At 50.2% G+C, this 19210-nt stretch carries 16 protein-coding genes; 11 read left to right on the top strand and 5 right to left on the bottom strand.

Translation table 11 applies throughout. The features are described from left to right. Position 1: 1 nt before the first annotated feature. The 3 genes from B3007_RS04240 to B3007_RS04230 all read right to left on the bottom strand — a co-directional run bounded on the left by B3007_RS04240 (position 2) and on the right by B3007_RS04230 (position 2178). The gene (locus B3007_RS04240; RefSeq protein WP_301378412.1) at positions 2–772 is read right to left on the bottom strand and encodes a TetR/AcrR family transcriptional regulator; all 771 of its coding nucleotides are present in this window, start codon (positions 770–772) and stop codon (positions 2–4) included. 235 nt (positions 773–1007) lie between these two features. Then, the gene (locus tag B3007_RS04235; protein ID WP_301181065.1) at positions 1008–1499 is read right to left on the bottom strand and encodes a chemotaxis protein CheX; all 492 of its coding nucleotides are present in this window, start codon (positions 1497–1499) and stop codon (positions 1008–1010) included. A 115-nt stretch (positions 1500–1614) separates the two neighbouring features. Beyond that, positions 1615–2178 carry a hypoxanthine-guanine phosphoribosyltransferase gene (locus B3007_RS04230; RefSeq protein WP_301181066.1) on the bottom strand — a complete coding sequence of 188 codons (564 nt, stop codon included), beginning with the start codon at positions 2176–2178 and terminating at the stop codon, positions 1615–1617. A 152-nt stretch (positions 2179–2330) separates the two neighbouring features. On the opposite strand from B3007_RS04230, the gene dapE reads away from it, so the two are divergent. The 9 genes from dapE (at position 2331) to B3007_RS04185 (ending at position 10042) form a co-directional block, all read left to right on the top strand. Further along, positions 2331–3458, top strand: a complete 1128-nt coding sequence (gene dapE, locus B3007_RS04225) for a succinyl-diaminopimelate desuccinylase (RefSeq protein ID WP_301181067.1) — start codon at positions 2331–2333, stop codon at positions 3456–3458. After that, positions 3458–4282 (top strand): putative RNA methyltransferase, encoded by an 825-nt coding sequence (locus B3007_RS04220; RefSeq protein ID WP_301378409.1) that lies wholly within the window; start codon positions 3458–3460, stop codon positions 4280–4282. The genes dapE and B3007_RS04220 overlap by 1 nt, the downstream gene beginning before the upstream one ends. Then, a complete protein-coding gene (locus tag B3007_RS04215; protein WP_301378407.1) occupies positions 4282–4719 on the top strand; it encodes a DNA polymerase III subunit chi in 438 nt (145 codons plus the stop codon). The genes B3007_RS04220 and B3007_RS04215 overlap by 1 nt, the downstream gene beginning before the upstream one ends. Beyond that, positions 4719–5309: a hypothetical protein gene (locus tag B3007_RS04210; RefSeq protein WP_301378405.1), complete on the top strand. Its 591-nt coding sequence runs from the start codon at positions 4719–4721 to the stop codon at positions 5307–5309. Before B3007_RS04215 ends, B3007_RS04210 begins: the two co-directional genes overlap by 1 nt. Positions 5310–5433: 124 nt before the next feature. After that, positions 5434–8370: a valine--tRNA ligase gene (locus B3007_RS04205; RefSeq protein WP_301378403.1), complete on the top strand. Its 2937-nt coding sequence runs from the start codon at positions 5434–5436 to the stop codon at positions 8368–8370. A 224-nt stretch (positions 8371–8594) separates the two neighbouring features. Continuing rightward, positions 8595–8903, top strand: coding sequence for a nucleotidyltransferase family protein (locus B3007_RS04200; protein ID WP_301378401.1), 309 nt, complete (start codon positions 8595–8597; stop codon positions 8901–8903). A 2-nt stretch (positions 8904–8905) separates the two neighbouring features. Then, a complete protein-coding gene (gene mntA / locus B3007_RS04195) occupies positions 8906–9307 on the top strand; it encodes a type VII toxin-antitoxin system MntA family adenylyltransferase antitoxin (RefSeq protein WP_301378399.1) in 402 nt (133 codons plus the stop codon). A 14-nt stretch (positions 9308–9321) separates the two neighbouring features. Beyond that, positions 9322–9735, top strand: a complete 414-nt coding sequence (gene hepT, locus B3007_RS04190) for a type VII toxin-antitoxin system HepT family RNase toxin (protein WP_297532933.1) — start codon at positions 9322–9324, stop codon at positions 9733–9735. A gap of 163 nt (positions 9736–9898) precedes the next feature. After that, positions 9899–10042: a hypothetical protein gene (locus tag B3007_RS04185; RefSeq protein ID WP_297532932.1), complete on the top strand. Its 144-nt coding sequence runs from the start codon at positions 9899–9901 to the stop codon at positions 10040–10042. Between the two features lie 291 nt (positions 10043–10333). Here B3007_RS04185 and B3007_RS04180 read toward each other — a convergent pair whose 3' ends face one another. After that, a complete protein-coding gene (locus tag B3007_RS04180; protein WP_301378396.1) occupies positions 10334–10576 on the bottom strand; it encodes a DUF3297 family protein in 243 nt (80 codons plus the stop codon). Between the two features lie 181 nt (positions 10577–10757). On the opposite strand from B3007_RS04180, the gene B3007_RS04175 reads away from it, so the two are divergent. Further along, positions 10758–11513 carry a DUF6602 domain-containing protein gene (locus B3007_RS04175; RefSeq protein WP_301378394.1) on the top strand — a complete coding sequence of 252 codons (756 nt, stop codon included), beginning with the start codon at positions 10758–10760 and terminating at the stop codon, positions 11511–11513. Next, positions 11510–14722, top strand: coding sequence for an ATP-binding protein (locus B3007_RS04170; RefSeq protein ID WP_301378392.1), 3213 nt, complete (start codon positions 11510–11512; stop codon positions 14720–14722). Before B3007_RS04175 ends, B3007_RS04170 begins: the two co-directional genes overlap by 4 nt. Before the next feature lie 98 nt (positions 14723–14820). Here B3007_RS04170 and B3007_RS04165 read toward each other — a convergent pair whose 3' ends face one another. Beyond that, a complete protein-coding gene (locus tag B3007_RS04165; RefSeq protein WP_301378390.1) occupies positions 14821–19044 on the bottom strand; it encodes a hypothetical protein in 4224 nt (1407 codons plus the stop codon). Between the last annotated feature and the right edge of the window lie 166 nt (positions 19045–19210).

The following is a 19210-nucleotide window of genomic DNA, read 5'->3' as shown; positions in this document are numbered from 1 at the left end:
ATTAAAGCAAAGCTCTCTGACTTTCCTCGGGGAATACCTCTTCAGCAATACGCTGCCAGGTTGCCCGATAGTCCCATTCCTTAGACAAAGGCTTCATACCAATGCCATCCATCAGTACATTCGCTCCGATTAAAGCGATGTTCTTTTCTTCAAGCAGGTCACTGATCGTGTGCTCGAATCCTGTGTCCTCTAACATGTTGATCCCGTAGGAGGTCGACCATGTCAGAAAAGTAATTACGGTTGCGTCCAGATCTTCTGTGATATCGAGATCACCCGCCTGAACGGCGGCATCAATGACCTCAAAAGCGATAGCAAAAAGGGCTTCATCATTACGACGGATTGTTGCGGAACGCTGCGGGGAGGTTTTCTCGACAAAAGCGGCTGTACGAGCTGTCACCAGAGCACTCGACATGACCGGATGAAGCTTCATGTGCAGGCGATAGGCATAATGAATCGCTAACGCTTTCTCGCGTGGCTTTCCATCGAATGCCTGCGCACGTAAGAACATATCCTTCAGCTCTTCCATCCCACGACAACAGAGCGCTGCAAGGCAATCCTCCTTGCTGGTGAAGTGGTTGTAGACGGTGCCCTTAGACACGTCACTGGCGCGGACCAGGCGGTCCATATTGAAATGCGCATAACCAACGTCATCGATGATGAACTGAACATTATCGAGCAGTGTGTTCTCACGCTTTTGCCACTTTTCTTCCTGACGCGGAGAGCGTTCGGTCTTTGCCAGATCAGAAGCTTGAGCAGAGTCTGTCGGAGACATGTCCTCCACCAGCATCACGCTGGCATCCGAACAGCCAGCGAGCCTGTTCTGCTGAAATGGGCAGTGCGACTGCAAACCGGAGAGCAGATATTTAAGACTGTGTAGTACTGTATGCAATATAACCATTTTTGACGATCCGTCATTTTTGACGAATCGTCATATTACACATTAAAGAGAAGGAATCAAATGCTTAAAGCGAGTCAGTTATGACGACAGACCCAACAGTTTGTTGCGATTATGCCCCTGCGACTTCGGCTCGTTTCAGGCGACTGCCGATGACAACTTCGATGAAGAACTCACCCGCTTTTGTATCAAAAGGAATAACGACCACCGGCCCTTCAACATGATGAATAACGGGGGCATCTCCCGTTAACATGCGTGGCGTAGCCATCTCGAAACTGTAGCCCCCCTCCCAGAGTAGCTTTCGGGCCCCACCAGAGAGCATATTGGTAAGTTCGCCAGTCAGATCCTTGCAGGTATCATCAAACTCCGCGACTTCCTCACCGAGCATACTGCTGCTTATCTTGAGAATGGTGTCTTCGTTAAAACTGATGGCAAGAGAACCATTCACCGCATCTCCCTCCATAGGGATCAACCCGGTGACTACTCCCAGGGGATCTTCGCCTTCTTTAAGATATGGCTTGCCATGCTCACACGTCATGGATGCCATGGTTGCGAGTATGTTGCTAATCGTCTCGATGAAGGGATTGATGAACTGAACATTCATAAAATCGGCCACCTCCGCCATCTCAGTGTAGTCGAGATGGCTGGCCTTGCCGGAAAGATTTACTTATTACAGAGGTGCCAGTATGCGGGATACCGGCACTCAAAACATGAAGCCCTCAGAGGCCCTTAACAGCGTAAATGCCCGGTGCATTACGCCAGTATCCGCGGTAGTCCATACCGTAACCAAAGACATAACGGTCTTCGACTTCCAGACCAACAAAATCTACCGTCATACCCGGTGCTTTGCGGTCATGCTGCTTATCAACCAGGACCGCCGTCAGGACCTCAGCGGCGCCCTGCGCTTTGCAGGCTTCAACAACGGCTTCAAGGGTGTAGCCCTCATCAAAAATGTCATCGATGATCAGTACCGTGCGACCATCCATAGGTACAGAGGGTGGCGCCTGCCATTGCAGATCAGCCTGAGCACTGGTCTCACCCCGATACCGCGTGGCGTGCATATATCCCTGCTCCAGTGGAAAATTAAGGCGAGTCAGGAGCTGCCCCGCAACCACGAGCCCGCCATTCATAATGCTGTATACCACAGGCATTTTATCTGCCAGCCGCGCTGTGATGTCTGCCGCCAGTGCATCAAGGGCGGCTTCGACCTCGTCTTTGCTCTTCAGAAGATCAGCGTCATCCATCACGGTGTTGAGTTGCTCGCGCGAGAGGCTCTCGGTCATAAGTTCTAAGTCCACATACATTTGTAAAGAGACTGTTATGGTATGGGCCAGATGGCCTTGCGGCAAGCGAACAAACGCCTTAGTTATGCCCTGTGTGATATGATTCACGCCTCTGAATCACAGTAACTAACATCAAAAACGCAGGAACCACCATGACACCGACGCTGCAACTTGCCGTTGATCTGATCGCCCGCCCATCCGTAACTCCTGAAGATGAGGGATGTCAGGCATTGATGATGGAGCGCCTCGCCGCCATCGGATTCAACAACGAGCCGTTACGCTTCGGAGACACCGACAACTTCTGGTCGCGTAAAGGCGACAGTCAACCAGTGGTGTGCTTTGCGGGTCATACCGATGTTGTTCCTACAGGCCCGGAAGCCAACTGGGATAACCCGCCATTCGAGCCAAAAATCATCGACGGGATGTTGCATGGCCGAGGCGCCGCCGACATGAAAGGCTCGCTTGCTGCGTTTCTGGTCGCAACAGAGCGCTTCGTTGAGAAATACCCGAATCACAAAGGTTCGATCGCCTACCTGATTACCTCAGACGAGGAAGGCCCTGCGCACAACGGCACCGTCAAAGTCATCGAAACCCTCGAAGCCCGTAACGAGAAGATCGATATGTGCGTTGTTGGTGAGCCATCTTCCACTACGCTCGTAGGCGATGTCATCAAGAACGGCCGTCGTGGCTCACTGGGCTGTGTCCTCACAGTAAAAGGCAAGCAGGGCCACGTTGCCTACCCCCACCTGGCGAAGAACCCGGTGCATATGGCAGCGCCTGCGTTAGCCGAGCTGGCGGCAGAAAAATGGGACGACGGAAATGACTTCTTCCCGGCGACGAGCTTCCAGATTTCAAACATCAACTCAGGAACTGGCGCAACAAACGTCATCCCGGGAACCTGCGAAGTTGTATTCAACTTCCGCTTTTCAACGGAACTCACCGCAGAAATTCTGCAGGAACGTACCGAAGCCATCCTCAACAAGCACGGCCTCGACTACGACATCGACTGGAAACTCAGCGGCCAACCCTTCCTGACTGATAAAGGTGCGTTAGTGGAAGCCGCGGTTGCCGCGATTAAGAACGTCACCGGTCGCGACACCGAGTTATCAACCTCAGGCGGTACGTCTGATGGCCGTTTTATCGCGCCTACGGGGGCTCAGGTCGTTGAGCTAGGCCCAATCAATGCGACGATTCATCAGGTTAATGAGCATGTCAGCGCCGATGACCTGAATGCCCTGACCGATATCTACGAAGCCATGTTGGTTGAATTACTCGCCTGATGAACAAATCTGCCTCCGGGCTCATCTGCCCGAAATGCGAACAGCCACTGACTGCCAACGGCAAGCAGTGGCAATGCCCTGATCGCCATAGTTACGACACGGCCAAACAGGGGTATATCAACCTGCTGCTGGTGAACCATAAGAAATCGAAAAATCCGGGCGACGACGTCGACATGGTCCGTGCACGCACGGCGTTTCTCGATTCTGCGATTTACGAGCCGATTTCAGACGCTCTGAATGCGCTGGTGAACACCGGCCCAGTACTCGATATTGGTTGCGGTGAGGGCTATTACACCCAACGCCTCAAGCAACAGAAGCCGCAACTTGAAATTACCGGTCTGGATATCTCCCGCGAAGCCATCAAAGGCGCCTGCCGACGTACAAAAGATATCCGCTGGCTGGTCGCCAGTGGCGCTCGGCCTCCGGTTTCCGCCCGCAGTATAAAGACCATCATCAGCTTGTTTACCCCACTCATGCCTCAGGGCCTGGATCATGCCCTCGCGGATGACGGTGAAATCATTACCGTGAACACCGGGCCGCAGCATTTGATGCAACTGCGGGAAGTCATCTACGATGAGGTTAAGGCTGAGAGTTTTTCGCCGGTTGCAAAGATGGCAGATGCCAGGTTCATCGCCGTGGATGAGCAAAAGCTGACCTACGAAGTAACGGTGCCCGGTGGTGATCCTCTGGTCGCATTGTTCAATATGACACCGCATCGCTGGAAGGTCAGTCCGGAACGCGCAGAAAAACTCCAGACAATTGATTCACTGACACTCGAAATCGACGTAGTATTACACCGGTTCCGCAGGCAGAAAGATTCGTAATGACCCGAGCAGACTTCTACATACTAGGTGGCCAGGCAGACCATGATCAGTGGTTCTTCGCTTGTCGGCTGGTAGAACAGATTCAGCAGAAGGGTCATAAAATCCTGCTTCAGGTGGACAATGAGCAGAAAGCCAGAGAACTCGATGATATGCTCTGGCAATTCCGTGCAGACGCCTTTATACCGCACGCGCTGCTGACAGCCAAAGACGCACCTGTCGACTGCCCGGTAAGCATTGGTTGGGCTCAGGAACCCGGACATCACCACGATGTCATTATTAACCTGAGCGCTGAATTACCGGCTTTTTTCAGCCGTTTTGAAAGACTGGTAGAAATTGTCGTTCAGAAAGACGATATTCTGGCCTACACGCGCCAACACTTCCGGTTTCTGAAAGATCGGGGATATCCGGTGACGCACAACGATATGAGAATGAGCTGATGAAAAACAAGGAAGAGCCTAAAGACCTTCTGGCCGAACTCGAGATGTTGCAACGGGTGCTTGATAACCCGACTTCATCTGGCTCCTCTGCGGATGACATTCCGGTTCTGGATGACCTCTTTGACGGCAACATCCCGACTGTGAGCGAACCCCCGAGCCTCGATCTCAGCAACATCCCAACGGTAACAGATATCCCAACGGTGAATGACGTTGCCTCTCAGCCGTCGTCTCTGCGTGCAGTTCCAAAACCTCAGGCACCTTCACCCGAAGCGCCCAAAGTAGAGCAATCAGCACCTAAACAAACTCCTCCCAGCGGCCTGAGCCCGCTGAACCAGATTCTCGAGAAGATAAATCGCGGCCAGGAAACCGAGTCACCCGCAATGGCACCACTTCCGGGCGCCAGCGAAACAGCCTTGTCCTCAAAACGCGCTGAACTCGATGCTAACATGGCCGAGACTACGGCATCGCTAACCTCCCTGCTTCAACGTGAGCGCATGGTTGATGAACTCGTTGAAGAGCTGATACCCATGGTTAAAAGCCGCCTTCGTGCCCGCGTGCGCGACATGCTCAACGGCAAAGAAGACACCTGAATCGCCCCTTCATCGTCTGAAGAAGACTGAGTAAATCAGTCTTCTTTCCTCCCTGCCCACCGGTGCACTAATCCGGTATACTGCGGCCCATTTTTCTAATATCCAAAATGAGTAGCAGCGAGTAATGGATAAGACATACCAACCCAGCGCAATCGAACAAACCTGGTACAAAGAGTGGGAAGAGAAAGGCTACTTCAAGCCTTATCAGGACGGACTGACCGGCGAAGGTTACTCCATCATGATCCCACCACCGAACGTCACCGGTTCCCTGCACATGGGTCATGCCTTCCAGCACACCATCCAGGACGCCCTCACCCGCTACAAGCGTATGCAGGGTCAGAAAGCACTGTGGCAGGTCGGTACCGACCACGCAGGTATTGCGACCCAGATGGTCGTTGAGCGCAAACTCGCCGCTGAAAACCAGCCAGACCGCCACGAGCTCGGCCGTGAAAAGTTCCTCGAGAAAGTCTGGGAATGGAAAGAACACTCCGGTGGCACCATCACCCAACAGATGCGTCGACTCGGTAACTCCGTTGACTGGGACACCGAACGCTTCACCATGGACGATGGCTTCTATAAAGCCGTTCAGGAAGTCTTCATCCGCCTCTACAAAGACGGCCTGATTTATCGTGGTAAGCGCCTGGTCAACTGGGACCCGAAACTGCACACCGCCATTTCTGACCTCGAAGTCGAAAACAAAGACAAGAAAGGTCATATGTGGCACCTGCGCTACCCGCTGGCCGATGGTCTGAAAACCTCTGAAGGCAAAGACTACATCGTGGTTGCGACGACTCGTCCGGAAACCATGCTGGGCGACACCGGTGTGGCCGTTAACCCGGAAGATCCGCGCTACAAAGATCTGATCGGTAAAGACATCATCCTGCCATTGGTTGGCCGTCGTATTCCGATTGTGGGCGACGAACACGCCGACATGGACAAAGGCACCGGTGCCGTTAAGGTCACCCCAGCGCACGACTTCAATGACTATGAAGTTGGTAAACGCTGCAGCCTGCCAATGATCAACATATTCACCTTCAACGCCGACGTGCGTGACGTGCCGCAGGTATTCAACACCGACGGCAGCGTCAACGACGACGTAAAAGCCAGCATTCCAGAAAAATACCGTGGCATGGAGCGCTTCGCTGCGCGTAAAGCCATCGTTGCTGACTTCGAAGAAGCGGGCTTGCTCGACGAAATCAAAGACCACGACCTCACCGTGCCGTATGGCGACCGTGGTGGCGTAGTGATCGAGCCAATGCTCACCGACCAATGGTACGTCGACGCTAAGACACTGGCCAAGCCAGCGATTGAAGCGGTAGAGAACGGCGATATTCAGTTCGTACCTAAGAACTACGAAAACATGTACTTCAGCTGGATGCGCGACATCCAGGACTGGTGTATCTCCCGTCAGCTGTGGTGGGGTCACCGTATCCCAGCCTGGTACGACGAAGAAGGTAACGTCTACGTTGGCCACGACGAAGCCGAAGTACGCGCTGCCAACAAGCTCGCTGACGACGTAGAACTGGTTCAGGACGAAGACGTCCTGGATACCTGGTTCTCCTCCGCTCTGTGGACCTTCGGTACACTCGGCTGGCCAAACCTGGACGACCCGGAAGTTGCCAAGCGTATGCTCGACTTCCACCCGACTGACGTGCTGGTCACCGGCTTCGACATCATCTTCTTCTGGGTGGCGCGCATGATCATGATGACCATGCACTTCATTAAAGACGACGATGGCAAACCGCAAGTACCGTTCAAAACCGTGTACGTGACTGGTCTGATCCGTGACGAAGTCGGCCAGAAAATGTCCAAATCGAAAGGTAACGTCCTCGATCCGCTGGATATGATCGACGGTATCTTACTGGACGACCTGCTCGAGAAGCGCACCGGCAACATGATGCAGCCACAACTGGCTGAGAAAATCGGCAAGCGCACTCAGAAAGAATTCCCGGAAGGCATCGCGCCACACGGCACCGACGCCCTGCGCTTCACCCTGGCTGCCATGGCCTCGACCGGCCGTGACATCAACTGGGACATGAAGCGCCTCGAAGGCTACCGTAACTTCTGCAACAAGCTGTGGAACGCCTCACGCTACGTGATGCTGTCTGTGGCGGGCGAAGAAGCCGTAGAAAATGCAAACGGTGGTCTCATTGAAATCACCGACGCCATGAAAGCCGCGTGCGGCGTGAACGGAGAAGACGCTGCCCTGTCACTGGCAGACCGCTGGATCATCTCCCGCCTGCAGCGCGCCGAAAGCGAAGTACGCCGCCACATGGACCAGTACCGCTTCGACATGGCCGCACAGACGCTGTACGAATTCATCTGGAACGAATACTGCGACTGGTACCTCGAGCTGTCTAAGCCAGTTCTGTGGGATGAGAACGCTACTGAAGAAGAAAAGCGCGGCACCCGCGGTACTCTGGTACGCGTACTCGAAGCCATTCTGCGACTGGCACACCCGATCATCCCGTTCATCACTGAGTCTATCTGGCATCAGGTGAAAGACCTGGCGGGTAAATCAGGCGACACCATCATGCTCGCCGCTTACCCAGAAGCTCAGGACGCCCTGATCGACGCCGAGGCCGAAGCCGACATCGAATGGCTGCAGAACGTGATTACCGCCGTGCGTAACGTCCGCGCCGAGAAGAACATCGCCCCAGGCTTTGAACTCGAACTGCAGTTCAAAAACGGCGGCGACGAAGACTTCCGCCGCGCCGAAGAAAACCAGGCCTTCCTGATGAAACTCGCCAAGCTCAACAAACTGACCTGGCTGAACGAAGGCGACGAAGAACCAATGTCTGTCACCCAACTGGTTGGCGACATGGAAGTACTCGTACCCATGGCTGGCTTCATCGACAAAGACGCAGAAGTGGCACGCCTGACCAAGTCTATCGACAAACTCGGCAAAGACCTGGAGCGCGTACAGAACAAACTGGGTAACCCAGGGTTCGTTGATAAAGCACCAGAAGTCGTGATCGAAAAAGAGAAAGAAAAAGCCGCCGGCTTTGAGCGTGATATCGCCAAACTCAACGACCAGATCGAAAAGATCAAAGCGTTGTAATCAGCGAAGCTGCTCTGAAAACAAAAACGCCAGCTCTGCAAAGACCTGGCGTTTTTTATACCTCGCTTATTTCAGGCTACTGCCATCCCTTGTAGGAGCCAAACGCGAAGCTTTGGCGAACCGGGTTAGAACAATCCGCCTACGGCCTACCCTATCTAAAGCCCTATTTTGCGAACACCGCCCTGTCGGTTAAACTGATCAAAACACGTACATCGGCTAAGTATATGAACCGCGAACAGGCACTCGACATATTGTCCCGCTGCAAACCCGTCCTTCAGGAACGGTACGGCCTGACTACGCTCGCGCTTTTTGGCTCAACGGCACGTAACGATGCCCGCGAGGATAGCAATATCGACATCCTCGTCGGTTTCGATGGCAAAGCCACGTCCAAACAATTCTTCGGTGTACAGTTCTACCTCGAAGAAGCCCTGGGTAGCCCTGTAGACCTGGTCACAGAGAAAGCAGTCCGCGAAGAGCTGAAGCCATACATCACAGAGGACCGTGTTGATGTGCTCTCATCAGCAAGGGTGTGAACATGGGTAAGTTTGATCAGCTTCTGCCAGACATAATTAAACATGCCAATGCAACAGACGAGGTAGATACGCTCTATTTATACGGATCTCACGCCAAAGGATCTGCACAGGAAAACAGCGACATTGATCTGGCAGTGATATTCAAAAATACCGATACTGACGTCGTAGCCCGACGTCTGAGACCTGAGATATTGGCTATCGACTGGGCTAATAAACTGGAGTTACCAGAAGGCAGCCTTTCCTTATTAGACCTGGAAAATGGGCCCGTACCACTTGCCATGTCAGTTTTGAAAACCGGGAAACTGCTCGTAAATAAAAACCCTGCTCATGAATTTGAAGTCAGTGGAAAAATAATGTCGAAGTGGGAGATCGATCACCTTCACCATTATCAACAGTTTGGTTAAACCGGGAATTAGCAATGGAAAATACCTACCTGCTTTCAATGAAAGCGCACATTGCGGAAATTGAAGCTGACCTCAAAGGTCTTACAACAATTCTCAACGAACGCCCAATGAGCCGATACGAAGCAAAAGCCAGCGAACGCTTAATCCAAACTTTGGTTGAGGCCTGCATCGGCATCGCCAAGCACCGATGCAAACAACTCGGCTATCCTGCTCCTGACAACGCGTATGTAGCTTTCGAGCGGCTTTCTGAGCATGACGTAGCTTCTATGAAAAGCATCAACTGGAAGCGAATCATCGGTATGCGAAACGCTCTCGTCCACGACTACCTCAACATCAACCCAGAGATAATCGAGCAATTGATTCGCGAGAACGAATACAGCTCGCTCGTTGCCTTCGCGCAAGAAGAATTAGTTGCACTAGGTAGCTAGAAGTCTGTCACTCCCGCGAAGGCGGGAGCCCAGCGCCGTGCTCACCTCCGCAAAGTGGGCACTGTCCACCTCGGGCCTCATCATCTAAAGCCCTATTTTGCAAACACCGCTCTCTCGGTTAAACTGTTCAAAATATAAACACCACGTCAGAGATGCGTGAACCATGAACAGAACTCTCGAAGACATCATCAAAAACGAAAAGCCAGAAGTCGTTGCCGAAGCCAAGTGGTTAGCAGACGACATGCTCAAAAAGATTCACGATATTGATGGCGATTCTGCAAAAAACGCTTCAGACCAGCAGAGCTAATCCTGTAGGAGCTAAACGCGAAGCTTTGGCGATACGGGTTGGAACAACCCGCCTACGGGTTCCCGGGCGTAATGCTCTATATTGCTGACACCGGTAATACGACCTATAAAACCAAAGAAACCGCCAACAGGCGGTTTCTTTATTACCATTCTCTAGAGGGGAGAAGCCTTCTGTCATTTCTACGAAGGTGGAAATTCAACGCATTGAACGGTCATTCCCAGGAAGGCAGAAATCCAGCGTAGTAGCCTGTCATTCCCGCGAAGGCGGGAACCCAGCGCTATGCTCAGAGGCTTACTTATAGAAAGCCTCAACCTCACCCTTCAGCTTGATCAGCAGCGGACGACCAAAGCGATCCTTAGTCGTTGGAGAAGAAATCTTCACCCAACCTTCGCTGATGTTGTATTCCTCAATGTCCGTGCGCTCTTTGCCCTTGAAGCGAATGCCGATGTCGTGCTCGAAGCATTCTTCAACGAAGTGTGGGCTGCGCGGGTTGATGGACAGGTGGTTTGGGAGTTCTGGTCTTTGGTTTATCATTGTACCTCCAAATACTATTCGTCTAAAGCCGATACTCTTATCCTAAGATGATACTATATCACTTGGGTCACGATACTATAACTGTAGAAACTCTGATTTAAAGAAGTGAAATTAGTACGTCCAATTATTGACAGGGATATAGGAAGTTGTATTCTCACAATGTAATTTGGGGCTATTAATCATGGAAAGAAACACATACAGTCTATTAGCGAGCTGGTCTACAGAGTTTGAAAGTACTAAAGAAAGAGTGCGAAGCCTCATAGGAGACGCACACTGGTTGAGCGATGGAAAATATAAAGAGCAGATATTAACAAACTTCCTAGAAAAGCATAGTTTGGGGTCACTTATTTTTTCGACAGGTTTTGTAGTTCCTCTAACAAATCATTCCCCGTCGGGAGAAATAGACGTATTGATAAGCAAACCTAACTCAGGTATTCCACTACTCATTGAAAAAGAGTTGTTGATAATACCGCCAGAAATGGCAAAAGGAATTATCGAGGTCAAATCTACGTACTCAAAAAGAATTCTATCAGATGCCATGAAGTCAATTTGCAAATCATATCAGGCTATATCCTATAACGGTGAACAAGATCATAGAAATTTCGAAGTATGGTCATCGATATTTTTCTTTCACGAATCCACATCAAAGACGAACGACATAAAATCAATAGTTGATGATGTAATTGATATAGCAAGGGATATAGATTTAGAAAATCTTCCTAACTCCATTCACATAGCACCATCAACATCAATATTATTAAACAAAACTACTGGGAAAGTAAAAGGAATGATAAACCCGGAACTTAGCTCAGCCGTACTCTTAGTGGAAATGCACGAGGCAATAGAAGGTAAGAATGATACTGGAATCGGAAATTATCTATTAGAACTCACGCCTTCAAATACTTTTACTAAAAATATACAGGGAAATACCATATGAATTTTGACACTGGATACAGTTTAGTACTTGGAAGCGGTGCTTGCGCGGCCGATATCCGGTTAGATGCGATAAACAAATCATTACAAGAAAAATTCTCTCCCGATTCGAAGCCTCAGGAAAATCTCTTCAAGACAGTTTCTTTATTAATAGACCTTGGAGTTCAAAAATCAACCATAAAGTCAGAAATTGACCGAATAATACACAACTCGCCGAAGTCAGAATTAGTAACGAAAATATCTCAAAAACCTTGGAAATCAGTAATATCATTGACTCTAGACGTAAGAGTTTTAGATGCAATAAACGAAGAAATAAATCGAAGCTCATCAACTAGAACGATTACAACAATAAGTGGAGTGACATCAAAAGCACCTGCCAACTCAACCCCATACTACGCACTCTATGGAGATTTGAGAGACACAAGGCCAGGAAATGAATTGTGTCTAACCGAAGCTGAGTACTTAAAAAAGAGACGTGAGTGGAGGAAGCTACTAGCAACGTTCCCCGACTACAATAAAGCATCACCGATGGTTTTCATGGGCACCAATGGTGACAGGGATTTCGTAAAAGATCTTTTAAACGAGTTATTATATTTCAGTCCAGGGTTACCATCTAAACTTGTATTTTTTAAAGGAGATCCTTGCAGCGAAGATAGTTCAATCAGGGCTCTTCTACCTTACGACACTAAAGTAGAAGTTATAGACTCAACTTTATATACATGGCTCACCTCTACGAAAGATGTAAGACAGCTATCTCTACCGTTAGGAACCTTAGAAGGAATCAATTATAAAGTACTCAGTAATATTGACGATAGGATTGCAATCGTACCCAGGGATGAAGATTTTAAGAACGTCCCGATTTCCTCTTCAAATAAGTTACTCGACCATTTATGTAGACCTTCTGAGTTAAACTGGGAGCCATACAATGCATGTATTGATTTCCCTAGGGATATAACAGAAGTTATTAAGGAAAAAATCCTTGAGTTTTCTAAACAAAGATCACCATCTCTCATAACTCTGTCCGGCGAGGCTGGTGTAGGAAAATCAACAGTTATGAGAAGAGTCGCATACGATTTTTCAAATGACGGCTATCTTTGCATTTGGTTGAAGAGAAATATTGGATATAACCAACCTGCTTCCTGGGCAACCGTAATTCAGAAAATACGACAATCGATAAAAGGGGCGCCAGATACTAAAATTTTATTCTTTATTGATCGAAACTTAGAGAGATTTGAAAAATCAGACGAGTTAATCCAAGTATTATCGAATGAATCTTTGAACTGGTGTGTTGTTAATAGTAAGAGGCCGTCATCAGAAGTTCTCAATGATGAAAACCGAATTACCATTCCAGACAGCATATATGAATTCGTTATCGACTTCCCAGATGACTTAAGCGACAACGAGATAAATGGACTCGAAGAATACCTAGTTAGTGTAAATGCAACTAATGACAAAAAAAGCTCTAAAGCACTAATAGATTCAGCAACAAGTAAGAATTCTAAGGATGCCTTATGTGCTCTGTGGTTTCTCCTACCCAACACTCGTTCGTCAATCTCCGAGTCCTTGGCCGATGAATATTACTCTCTCGGTGGTATCGACGGCATAGTGAAAGAAATTGCTAAGGAGTCCTCATCACATAAAGAGTGGGCAAGAACAGCATATGAATTAGTTACAACAATGTCGGGGCTAGGCTTGCCTCTACCAGTTGAAGTTCTGGTACGCTCACTAGGGATAAGTTACCAGTCCTGGCTTGAATCTTGTAGCGAAGGGAAACCTCTTTGGGGTCTGATATATGGTGAGAATTATAATGACGGAGAATCCATATCTTATAGAACAAGGAATGAGGTAGTTACTCAGGTACTTATCCAAATACTAAATGGAGGTTTCGCAAGTCATACCGGAGAGCATCAACGCTTGAAAGATATTCTATCCTCATGTGATGGTGAAACTCGAATATATGTGAATACAGCTCATGAGATCCTGATTTCAAAAAAGAAAGATTTAAAGAAGAAATTTAATTTTGAGCAAGGGCTAGAATTGTTTGATATAGCTATTGAGTCTCTCACATACGAAGACAGAACCCTTATACACCATAGAGGACTATGGATTAGGGATATGGGAAATAGCCAAGCGGATGCTTATAAAGAGATATTAAAAAGTGTTGATGCCGACACAAACCCCCTACTCGAAAAAGAAGAAAACGTAGGAAATATACACACTTCTCTCGCGTCATGCGTAGTCAATCAGCTAAGCGAGGAGCAGGATCTAGAACGCTCTAAAACCCACATTGAAACAATCAAGTCACATCTAAAAGAGGCGGAAAATCGCAATCCTTTCGACCTCCACAATAAACACGTAAGTGCTAACATGTATTTAAAAGCAGCAGCAAAAGTGAAGGATGACGATCGAGATTCTTTTCTCGAGTCTCTAGCTAATGCTGTAAGAATCATTTCTGATTCTTTTAAACTAATAGAAAGGACCACAGTAAATTCTAAAAATGATAGTTACGAAATGCTAAGATCTCTAGAGGAACAAATCTACAAAAACATAGATAACTTAGATGAAATGGAAGACCTAGCTATTTCTGAATATAGTTCAGAAAGAACGCAAACTGGATTCTATGTAATAATAAAAGCCCTACTATCACAAGCAATCTCATCAGGAAAAGGTAAATCTTTTAACAAAGTCCAAGAAAAGTTTGAAAAATATAGCTCAATCATAAACGACAATCATGATCAGTTAGATATTAAACTTGTAGAGTGCCGTGCAGAATTGGAGTTTGAGTGGCACGCAATGAGGTCATCGTCATCTTCACCAGACTGGATAGCTATTAACTCAGATGTATCCGAACTAATAATAAATACTCATTCAAGAAATCCAAATTTTCGATTCTATAAAGCAGTATCACTGTTCCACTTGCGCGACTACGCCAGCTCCGATGTCGAATTCAATCAACTACGGGCATCCGAAATACCTAGCTATATTAGACGTGCAAAAAGATGCTTTTATTTAGACAAAGTAGGACACATAGCTAAACTAGAAGGACAATTAACCGGAACGAAAAAAAAATATATATTTTGTCCTGCATTGTCGAGGGATATTTTAGCGAGTGGTGAATTTACCGAAAGAGATGATACGACAGTTCATTTCTATATTGCGTTCTCTATGCAGGGGCCCATAGCTGTCAAAAACAAACCAACTGGCGACTTTTAAGACACGCAACCAAAACAGCCGCCCAACGGCGGCTGTTTCAGTCTCTCCGGCATCCCTGCCCCATACCAACTCACTCCACCTTACTCACTCCACCTTACTCACTCCTCCACCCGATCAAAGTAGAACCGCGCGGTAAAGTCGATGTCGTTATAGGTGCCGTTGTTGTGCGAACAGGTCGTGGTGTAATGCGAACCTTCAACCTTGCCGTAATCCAACGGGATGCTGAGGTAGCAGTAGTTAACGTTACCGCCGTTAGTCTGAATGTCGGCTTCCAGAGCTGGGAAGCCTAAGCCCGGCTGCAGTACGTTGTTGGTATCAACAATGTATTCGCCGTAGTAGCACGGGATCGGTGTGCCTGCTGGCAGTGTTGCATCGTACGAGAAGGTACCGACCGATATGCGGAAGTCGCATTCGGTGAGTGTCCGCCCTGCGTTGACATCCAACCAGGTCGCAGCGTTGACGCGCAGGTCAAAACCGTCGAGCCAGATTTTAAATTTGATATCGCCCTGGCGTGGGTTGGTGCCTGAGGTGTATTTCTCAAAGAAATCGGAATTGCCGTCGCTGTCTGAATCGCCCGCGTTCGGGTTGGTGTAGTCGAGGTATTCCGTTTGATCGTTGAGGCCGTCGTTATCGGTGTCGCTGATGCGCGGGTTTGATGCGAAGATGCCAATATCACTGCCGTTAATAGTGATCCGGCGTGGCGGCGTTGCGCCTTGTGGCAGACCGAGTTCTTCTCGGTCGTAGAGTGTATCGGTATCACTATCGACGGAGCTTGGGTTGGTGCCGTACTGGCTCTCGGCCGCGAGTGTCGATTCGATCTGGGCGACGTTACAGGCCGGTGCGAGGTTACAGGCGCGCACGAAGGCGGCGTAGTCGTTCTCTGGTGCCTGATTAAAGGTAATGCATGGATTGCCACGGGCAACACAAACATCACCGCCGTTGCGGTATTCATCGCCGTCGTTAATGCCATCACCATCAGTGTCGGTGCTGCGTGGGTCGGTCTTGAGGTAGAACTCGAGCAGGTCCGGCAGGCCGTCTTCGTCGGTGTCAGTTTTGGTTGGGTCTGATGTCACGGTGCGGCTTGCGCCCCAGAAAGCTTCGGTCACTATCCAGCCGTTGGTTTCGGCGGAGTTCACCAGGCCGTCGCCGTCGTCATCGAGGAAGTCTGCCCCGTCGACCCGGTCGTTCGGGTGCAGGCCCAGTGACAGTTCGGCGAGGTCATTAACGAAGTCGCCGTCGGTGTCTGGATTCAGCGGATCAGTGGCGTAGCCGCCGGTGAGTTTGTCTTCGAGCATCTGCTGGCATTCTGCCGTGACCTGGTGCTCTGCCCAGATTGCGCTGGTGGCCCGGTCTGCCGGAATCGGATCAGGCTCTGCGCCTAAGTACGGTGTAATCGTCATGGACGGCACGCTGGTGTCATCGACGTCGATGCTGACCATAGGCGTGACGATGTTGCCTTCAACGCGTTGGCCGGTGATTTCTTCATAATCGGTCAGGCCGTCGAGGTCGGTGTCGCGCTGGCGCGGATCGAGGCCACAGGCGCGCTCAAGGTCGTCGGTCAAACCATCACGGTCTGAGTCGGCCTGGCCCGGATTAGAGAATACACGGTAGCTCTGATTAGACCCTCGCAGTTGTACTATCCAGCCTTCTTTGATTTCGGTGTAGTCGGTAAGCGTATCGCACACCTTAAGAGCATTTTCCTGGTCACAGCCGTCGGTATTGATGCTCTCATCTGAGCTGCCGTGCAGGTATTCTTCACGCGCCCAGACGCGGTCGAGGTCTTTGTCCTGCACGTAGGTGAAGTTGTATTGCTGGCCAGAGCGCAGGCGCAGATTATCGAAATCGACGTTCTCGATGTTCTGGTTGTTGGTAAACAGTACCCAGAAGCGGGCTTCACCGGCGATGGCTTCTACATCGCGGAAGCGTGTCAGTACGTAATGCTCCTGCCCTGCATCAACGAGGATATCATCGCCAGTCGGGATGGAATCAATCACGCCGTCGTCGCCTGCGCGAATCACCACCTGGCCGGGTTCGATATCGGCGTTCAGGATGCTGACTAAGTCATCGTCGCCGGAGACATCGGTCTCAGCGATGCCGTTACCGCCGTCAATAATCACTGCAGAGGTCGCGAACAGTTCGGTGGCGTAATCAGGCTCTACCAGAATATCGTCGCCACCCGGTACGGTAGCGATGCTGTTGTCGTCACCAGCGGCAATAATAATGCTGCGCGGCTCAACGCTGCTGCCAGCGGTTTCGAGTTGTTGGTCGTCGGAGGTTGGTGCCGCGACGGTTTCGACCACACCGTTGCCGCCGTCGCGGATAATCTGTGTGCCACGGATACCGGCAATCTCTAACGCACGTTTCATGCTGATGCCATTCGGTGCACCAGTCGAAGGATGATGATCACTGGCGGTAGCAATGCGGTAGCTTTCAACCTCACCGTTACCCATATCAAACGTAATCTCAGCGGTACGATCCTGGATCTGCTGTGAGGTAAAGGCGTAGTTGTTGCCGTTTTCGTCGGTGATGTCGTAGTTAGCTAACTGCACGACCAGACCGCGCGGGTTTTTCATCAGGTCTTCGATTTCTTGCGGGAAGACGTTCTCGGTACGGAAGATAAATGGCCCACGAGCGGTCTCGCCAATGGCACCGATGTTTACTGAATCAAGGTTGTCGTTTTCGGGCACAAGCGAGCCGATAGGAATAATACGGCGGCGGTTATTCGGGTCTTGTGCTTGTGCGGTCAGCTCAAGGTTACTTATTGAGAATGGAATATTGCCGGCATTGGCGACCGTAACGTCGACACGCATCGACGCACCCAAGACTTCACGGGTAATACTCTCGCGGGTATCACGGGCATTTTCTGTGGTCAGCGAGTCGTGATAAGCCTCTTCGGCGCTCTGGTTACTCTCTTCACCAAATGAGACGGTGCTGCCCCATTCATTGGTATTTGATGACGACGTTGTCCGGCTCGCGCTGAATTTTGTGCTACCACTGCCGCCCCCTTCGGTCGCGCCATAATTGATTTCTTTCTCTGCGCTGAGTGTCAGTGAGACGGAATTTTCTACCGTTTCTTTGGTTGAGTTCTCGTTAGCCGAGGAGTACGTCTGGTTATTACCCTGCGTCAGTGTGGCTTCGCTGGTGTTGGATTCAGTAACGACCTGCCCGCTTTCATCTGTGTAGGTTAAACGGGTATCCAGCTGCAGATTCACTAAGCCCACGTCGATATCCGGGATCGGCATGTCTGCGATCAACGGGTTTCGGTTGCCCGACGCGACTTCACTGGGGTCATCCATCTGGTCGCCGTCGGTGTCGGCCAGAATCGGCGAGGTTTTGAAGAAGACGTATTCAAAGCCATCCTGAATGCCGTCACCGTCGGTGTCTTGCTTGGTGCCGTCTGAATAGATGCGGTTCCATTCGGCATCATCATCGAGGGTGTCACCGTCGGTGTCGATGCTGAGCGGGTTTAAGCCGCCGTGGCGTTCGTCGTTGTCCGGTACGCCGTCGTTGTCGGTGTCGGGGTCGAGCGGATCAGAGCTGACGTGGAAGGTTTCTGTGCTGCCGTCGGTGCGGGTAACGATCACCGGCCAGCCTTCGAGTTCGATGTAATCAGCGAGGCCGTCTTCGTCGCTGTCGACCAGATCATCACCACCCGGGCGTGTGCCAACAAAAGTGGCGCTATTGGGGTTAACTTCAACTTCTTCAGCCGGTGGGGCAATGGCATTGCCAGCGACGTCGTAGGCGTTAACAACGATGAGTCTATATTCGGTATTAATTTGAGCGCCGGTTTCTAACAGCACGGCTTGCTGGCGATCATCGACAAAGCTTGCAGCCAGTACCGGGAGAATCTGTTGGGTGTCGGTGCGGGTAATGTTGAAGTTGACGACCGAGTCGACCAGGTCAGCAGACATCGGCTCGCTGAACTGCACGGTCACAAGACCATTACCGGCAGAGACGGCACCCGAAACACGCGGAGCTTCTTCATCAGGCTCTTCCTGCGCTGCAGGGGCTTGCTGCACCTCAGTAAACAGAACATTCACGGTGCAGTCCTGAGTCACACTGCTGATGTAATACAGATTGCTCTGCATCGAGCCGTTACAGCCGCTGGCGGTGGCTACCGTATAGCCCTCTTCTGGCTGCAGAATCATCTGCGCGCTGCTGCCGTCTGAAATGTCGGCCGATTCAGGGGAGACGGTGCCTTGTCCGGTTACGGAGGTACTGATGCGGTGGCTTTCAGGGCCTTGAATACTGCTGCCGTCCTCGCCTCCACATGACATTAACGCAAGTGTCGATGCCGATAAGATAAATCGCTTAAATGCCATGATAATCAGTTCCCGTCTGGCGTTCCTATTGCCTATCACGTCGGTGGGTGTCGCGATATGCCTATTTGTTAGGTGGACAATGGTAACCAAATCAGAACAATATTTGTACAAACCAGCCATGGACTAGTTCGTAACTTTCAGGCTCTTTACGACATTGCTGGACAAA

It is taken from the genome of Thalassolituus sp. UBA675 (assembly GCF_002297765.1).
In the GTDB taxonomy this organism is placed as follows: domain Bacteria; phylum Pseudomonadota; class Gammaproteobacteria; order Pseudomonadales; family Oceanobacteraceae; genus Thalassolituus.
This window is presented reverse-complemented; position numbering and strand designations above follow the sequence as displayed.

Coding starts and splice junctions, on each gene's coding strand:
- B3007_RS04165 (WP_301378390.1), bottom strand. CDS start 19,044: ATGGCATTTAAGCGATTTATCTTATCGGCATCGACACTTGCGTTAATG.
- B3007_RS04200 (WP_301378401.1), top strand. CDS start 8,595: ATGAACCGCGAACAGGCACTCGACATATTGTCCCGCTGCAAACCCGTC.
- mntA (WP_301378399.1), top strand. CDS start 8,906: ATGGGTAAGTTTGATCAGCTTCTGCCAGACATAATTAAACATGCCAAT.
- B3007_RS04205 (WP_301378403.1), top strand. CDS start 5,434: ATGGATAAGACATACCAACCCAGCGCAATCGAACAAACCTGGTACAAA.
- B3007_RS04175 (WP_301378394.1), top strand. CDS start 10,758: ATGGAAAGAAACACATACAGTCTATTAGCGAGCTGGTCTACAGAGTTT.
- B3007_RS04185 (WP_297532932.1), top strand. CDS start 9,899: ATGAACAGAACTCTCGAAGACATCATCAAAAACGAAAAGCCAGAAGTC.
- hepT (WP_297532933.1), top strand. CDS start 9,322: ATGGAAAATACCTACCTGCTTTCAATGAAAGCGCACATTGCGGAAATT.
- B3007_RS04240 (WP_301378412.1), bottom strand. CDS start 772: ATGTCTCCGACAGACTCTGCTCAAGCTTCTGATCTGGCAAAGACCGAA.
- B3007_RS04180 (WP_301378396.1), bottom strand. CDS start 10,576: ATGATAAACCAAAGACCAGAACTCCCAAACCACCTGTCCATCAACCCG.
- B3007_RS04210 (WP_301378405.1), top strand. CDS start 4,719: ATGAAAAACAAGGAAGAGCCTAAAGACCTTCTGGCCGAACTCGAGATG.
- B3007_RS04230 (WP_301181066.1), bottom strand. CDS start 2,178: ATGACCGAGAGCCTCTCGCGCGAGCAACTCAACACCGTGATGGATGAC.
- B3007_RS04235 (WP_301181065.1), bottom strand. CDS start 1,499: ATGAATGTTCAGTTCATCAATCCCTTCATCGAGACGATTAGCAACATA.
- B3007_RS04215 (WP_301378407.1), top strand. CDS start 4,282: ATGACCCGAGCAGACTTCTACATACTAGGTGGCCAGGCAGACCATGAT.
- B3007_RS04220 (WP_301378409.1), top strand. CDS start 3,458: ATGAACAAATCTGCCTCCGGGCTCATCTGCCCGAAATGCGAACAGCCA.
- dapE (WP_301181067.1), top strand. CDS start 2,331: ATGACACCGACGCTGCAACTTGCCGTTGATCTGATCGCCCGCCCATCC.
- B3007_RS04170 (WP_301378392.1), top strand. CDS start 11,510: ATGAATTTTGACACTGGATACAGTTTAGTACTTGGAAGCGGTGCTTGC.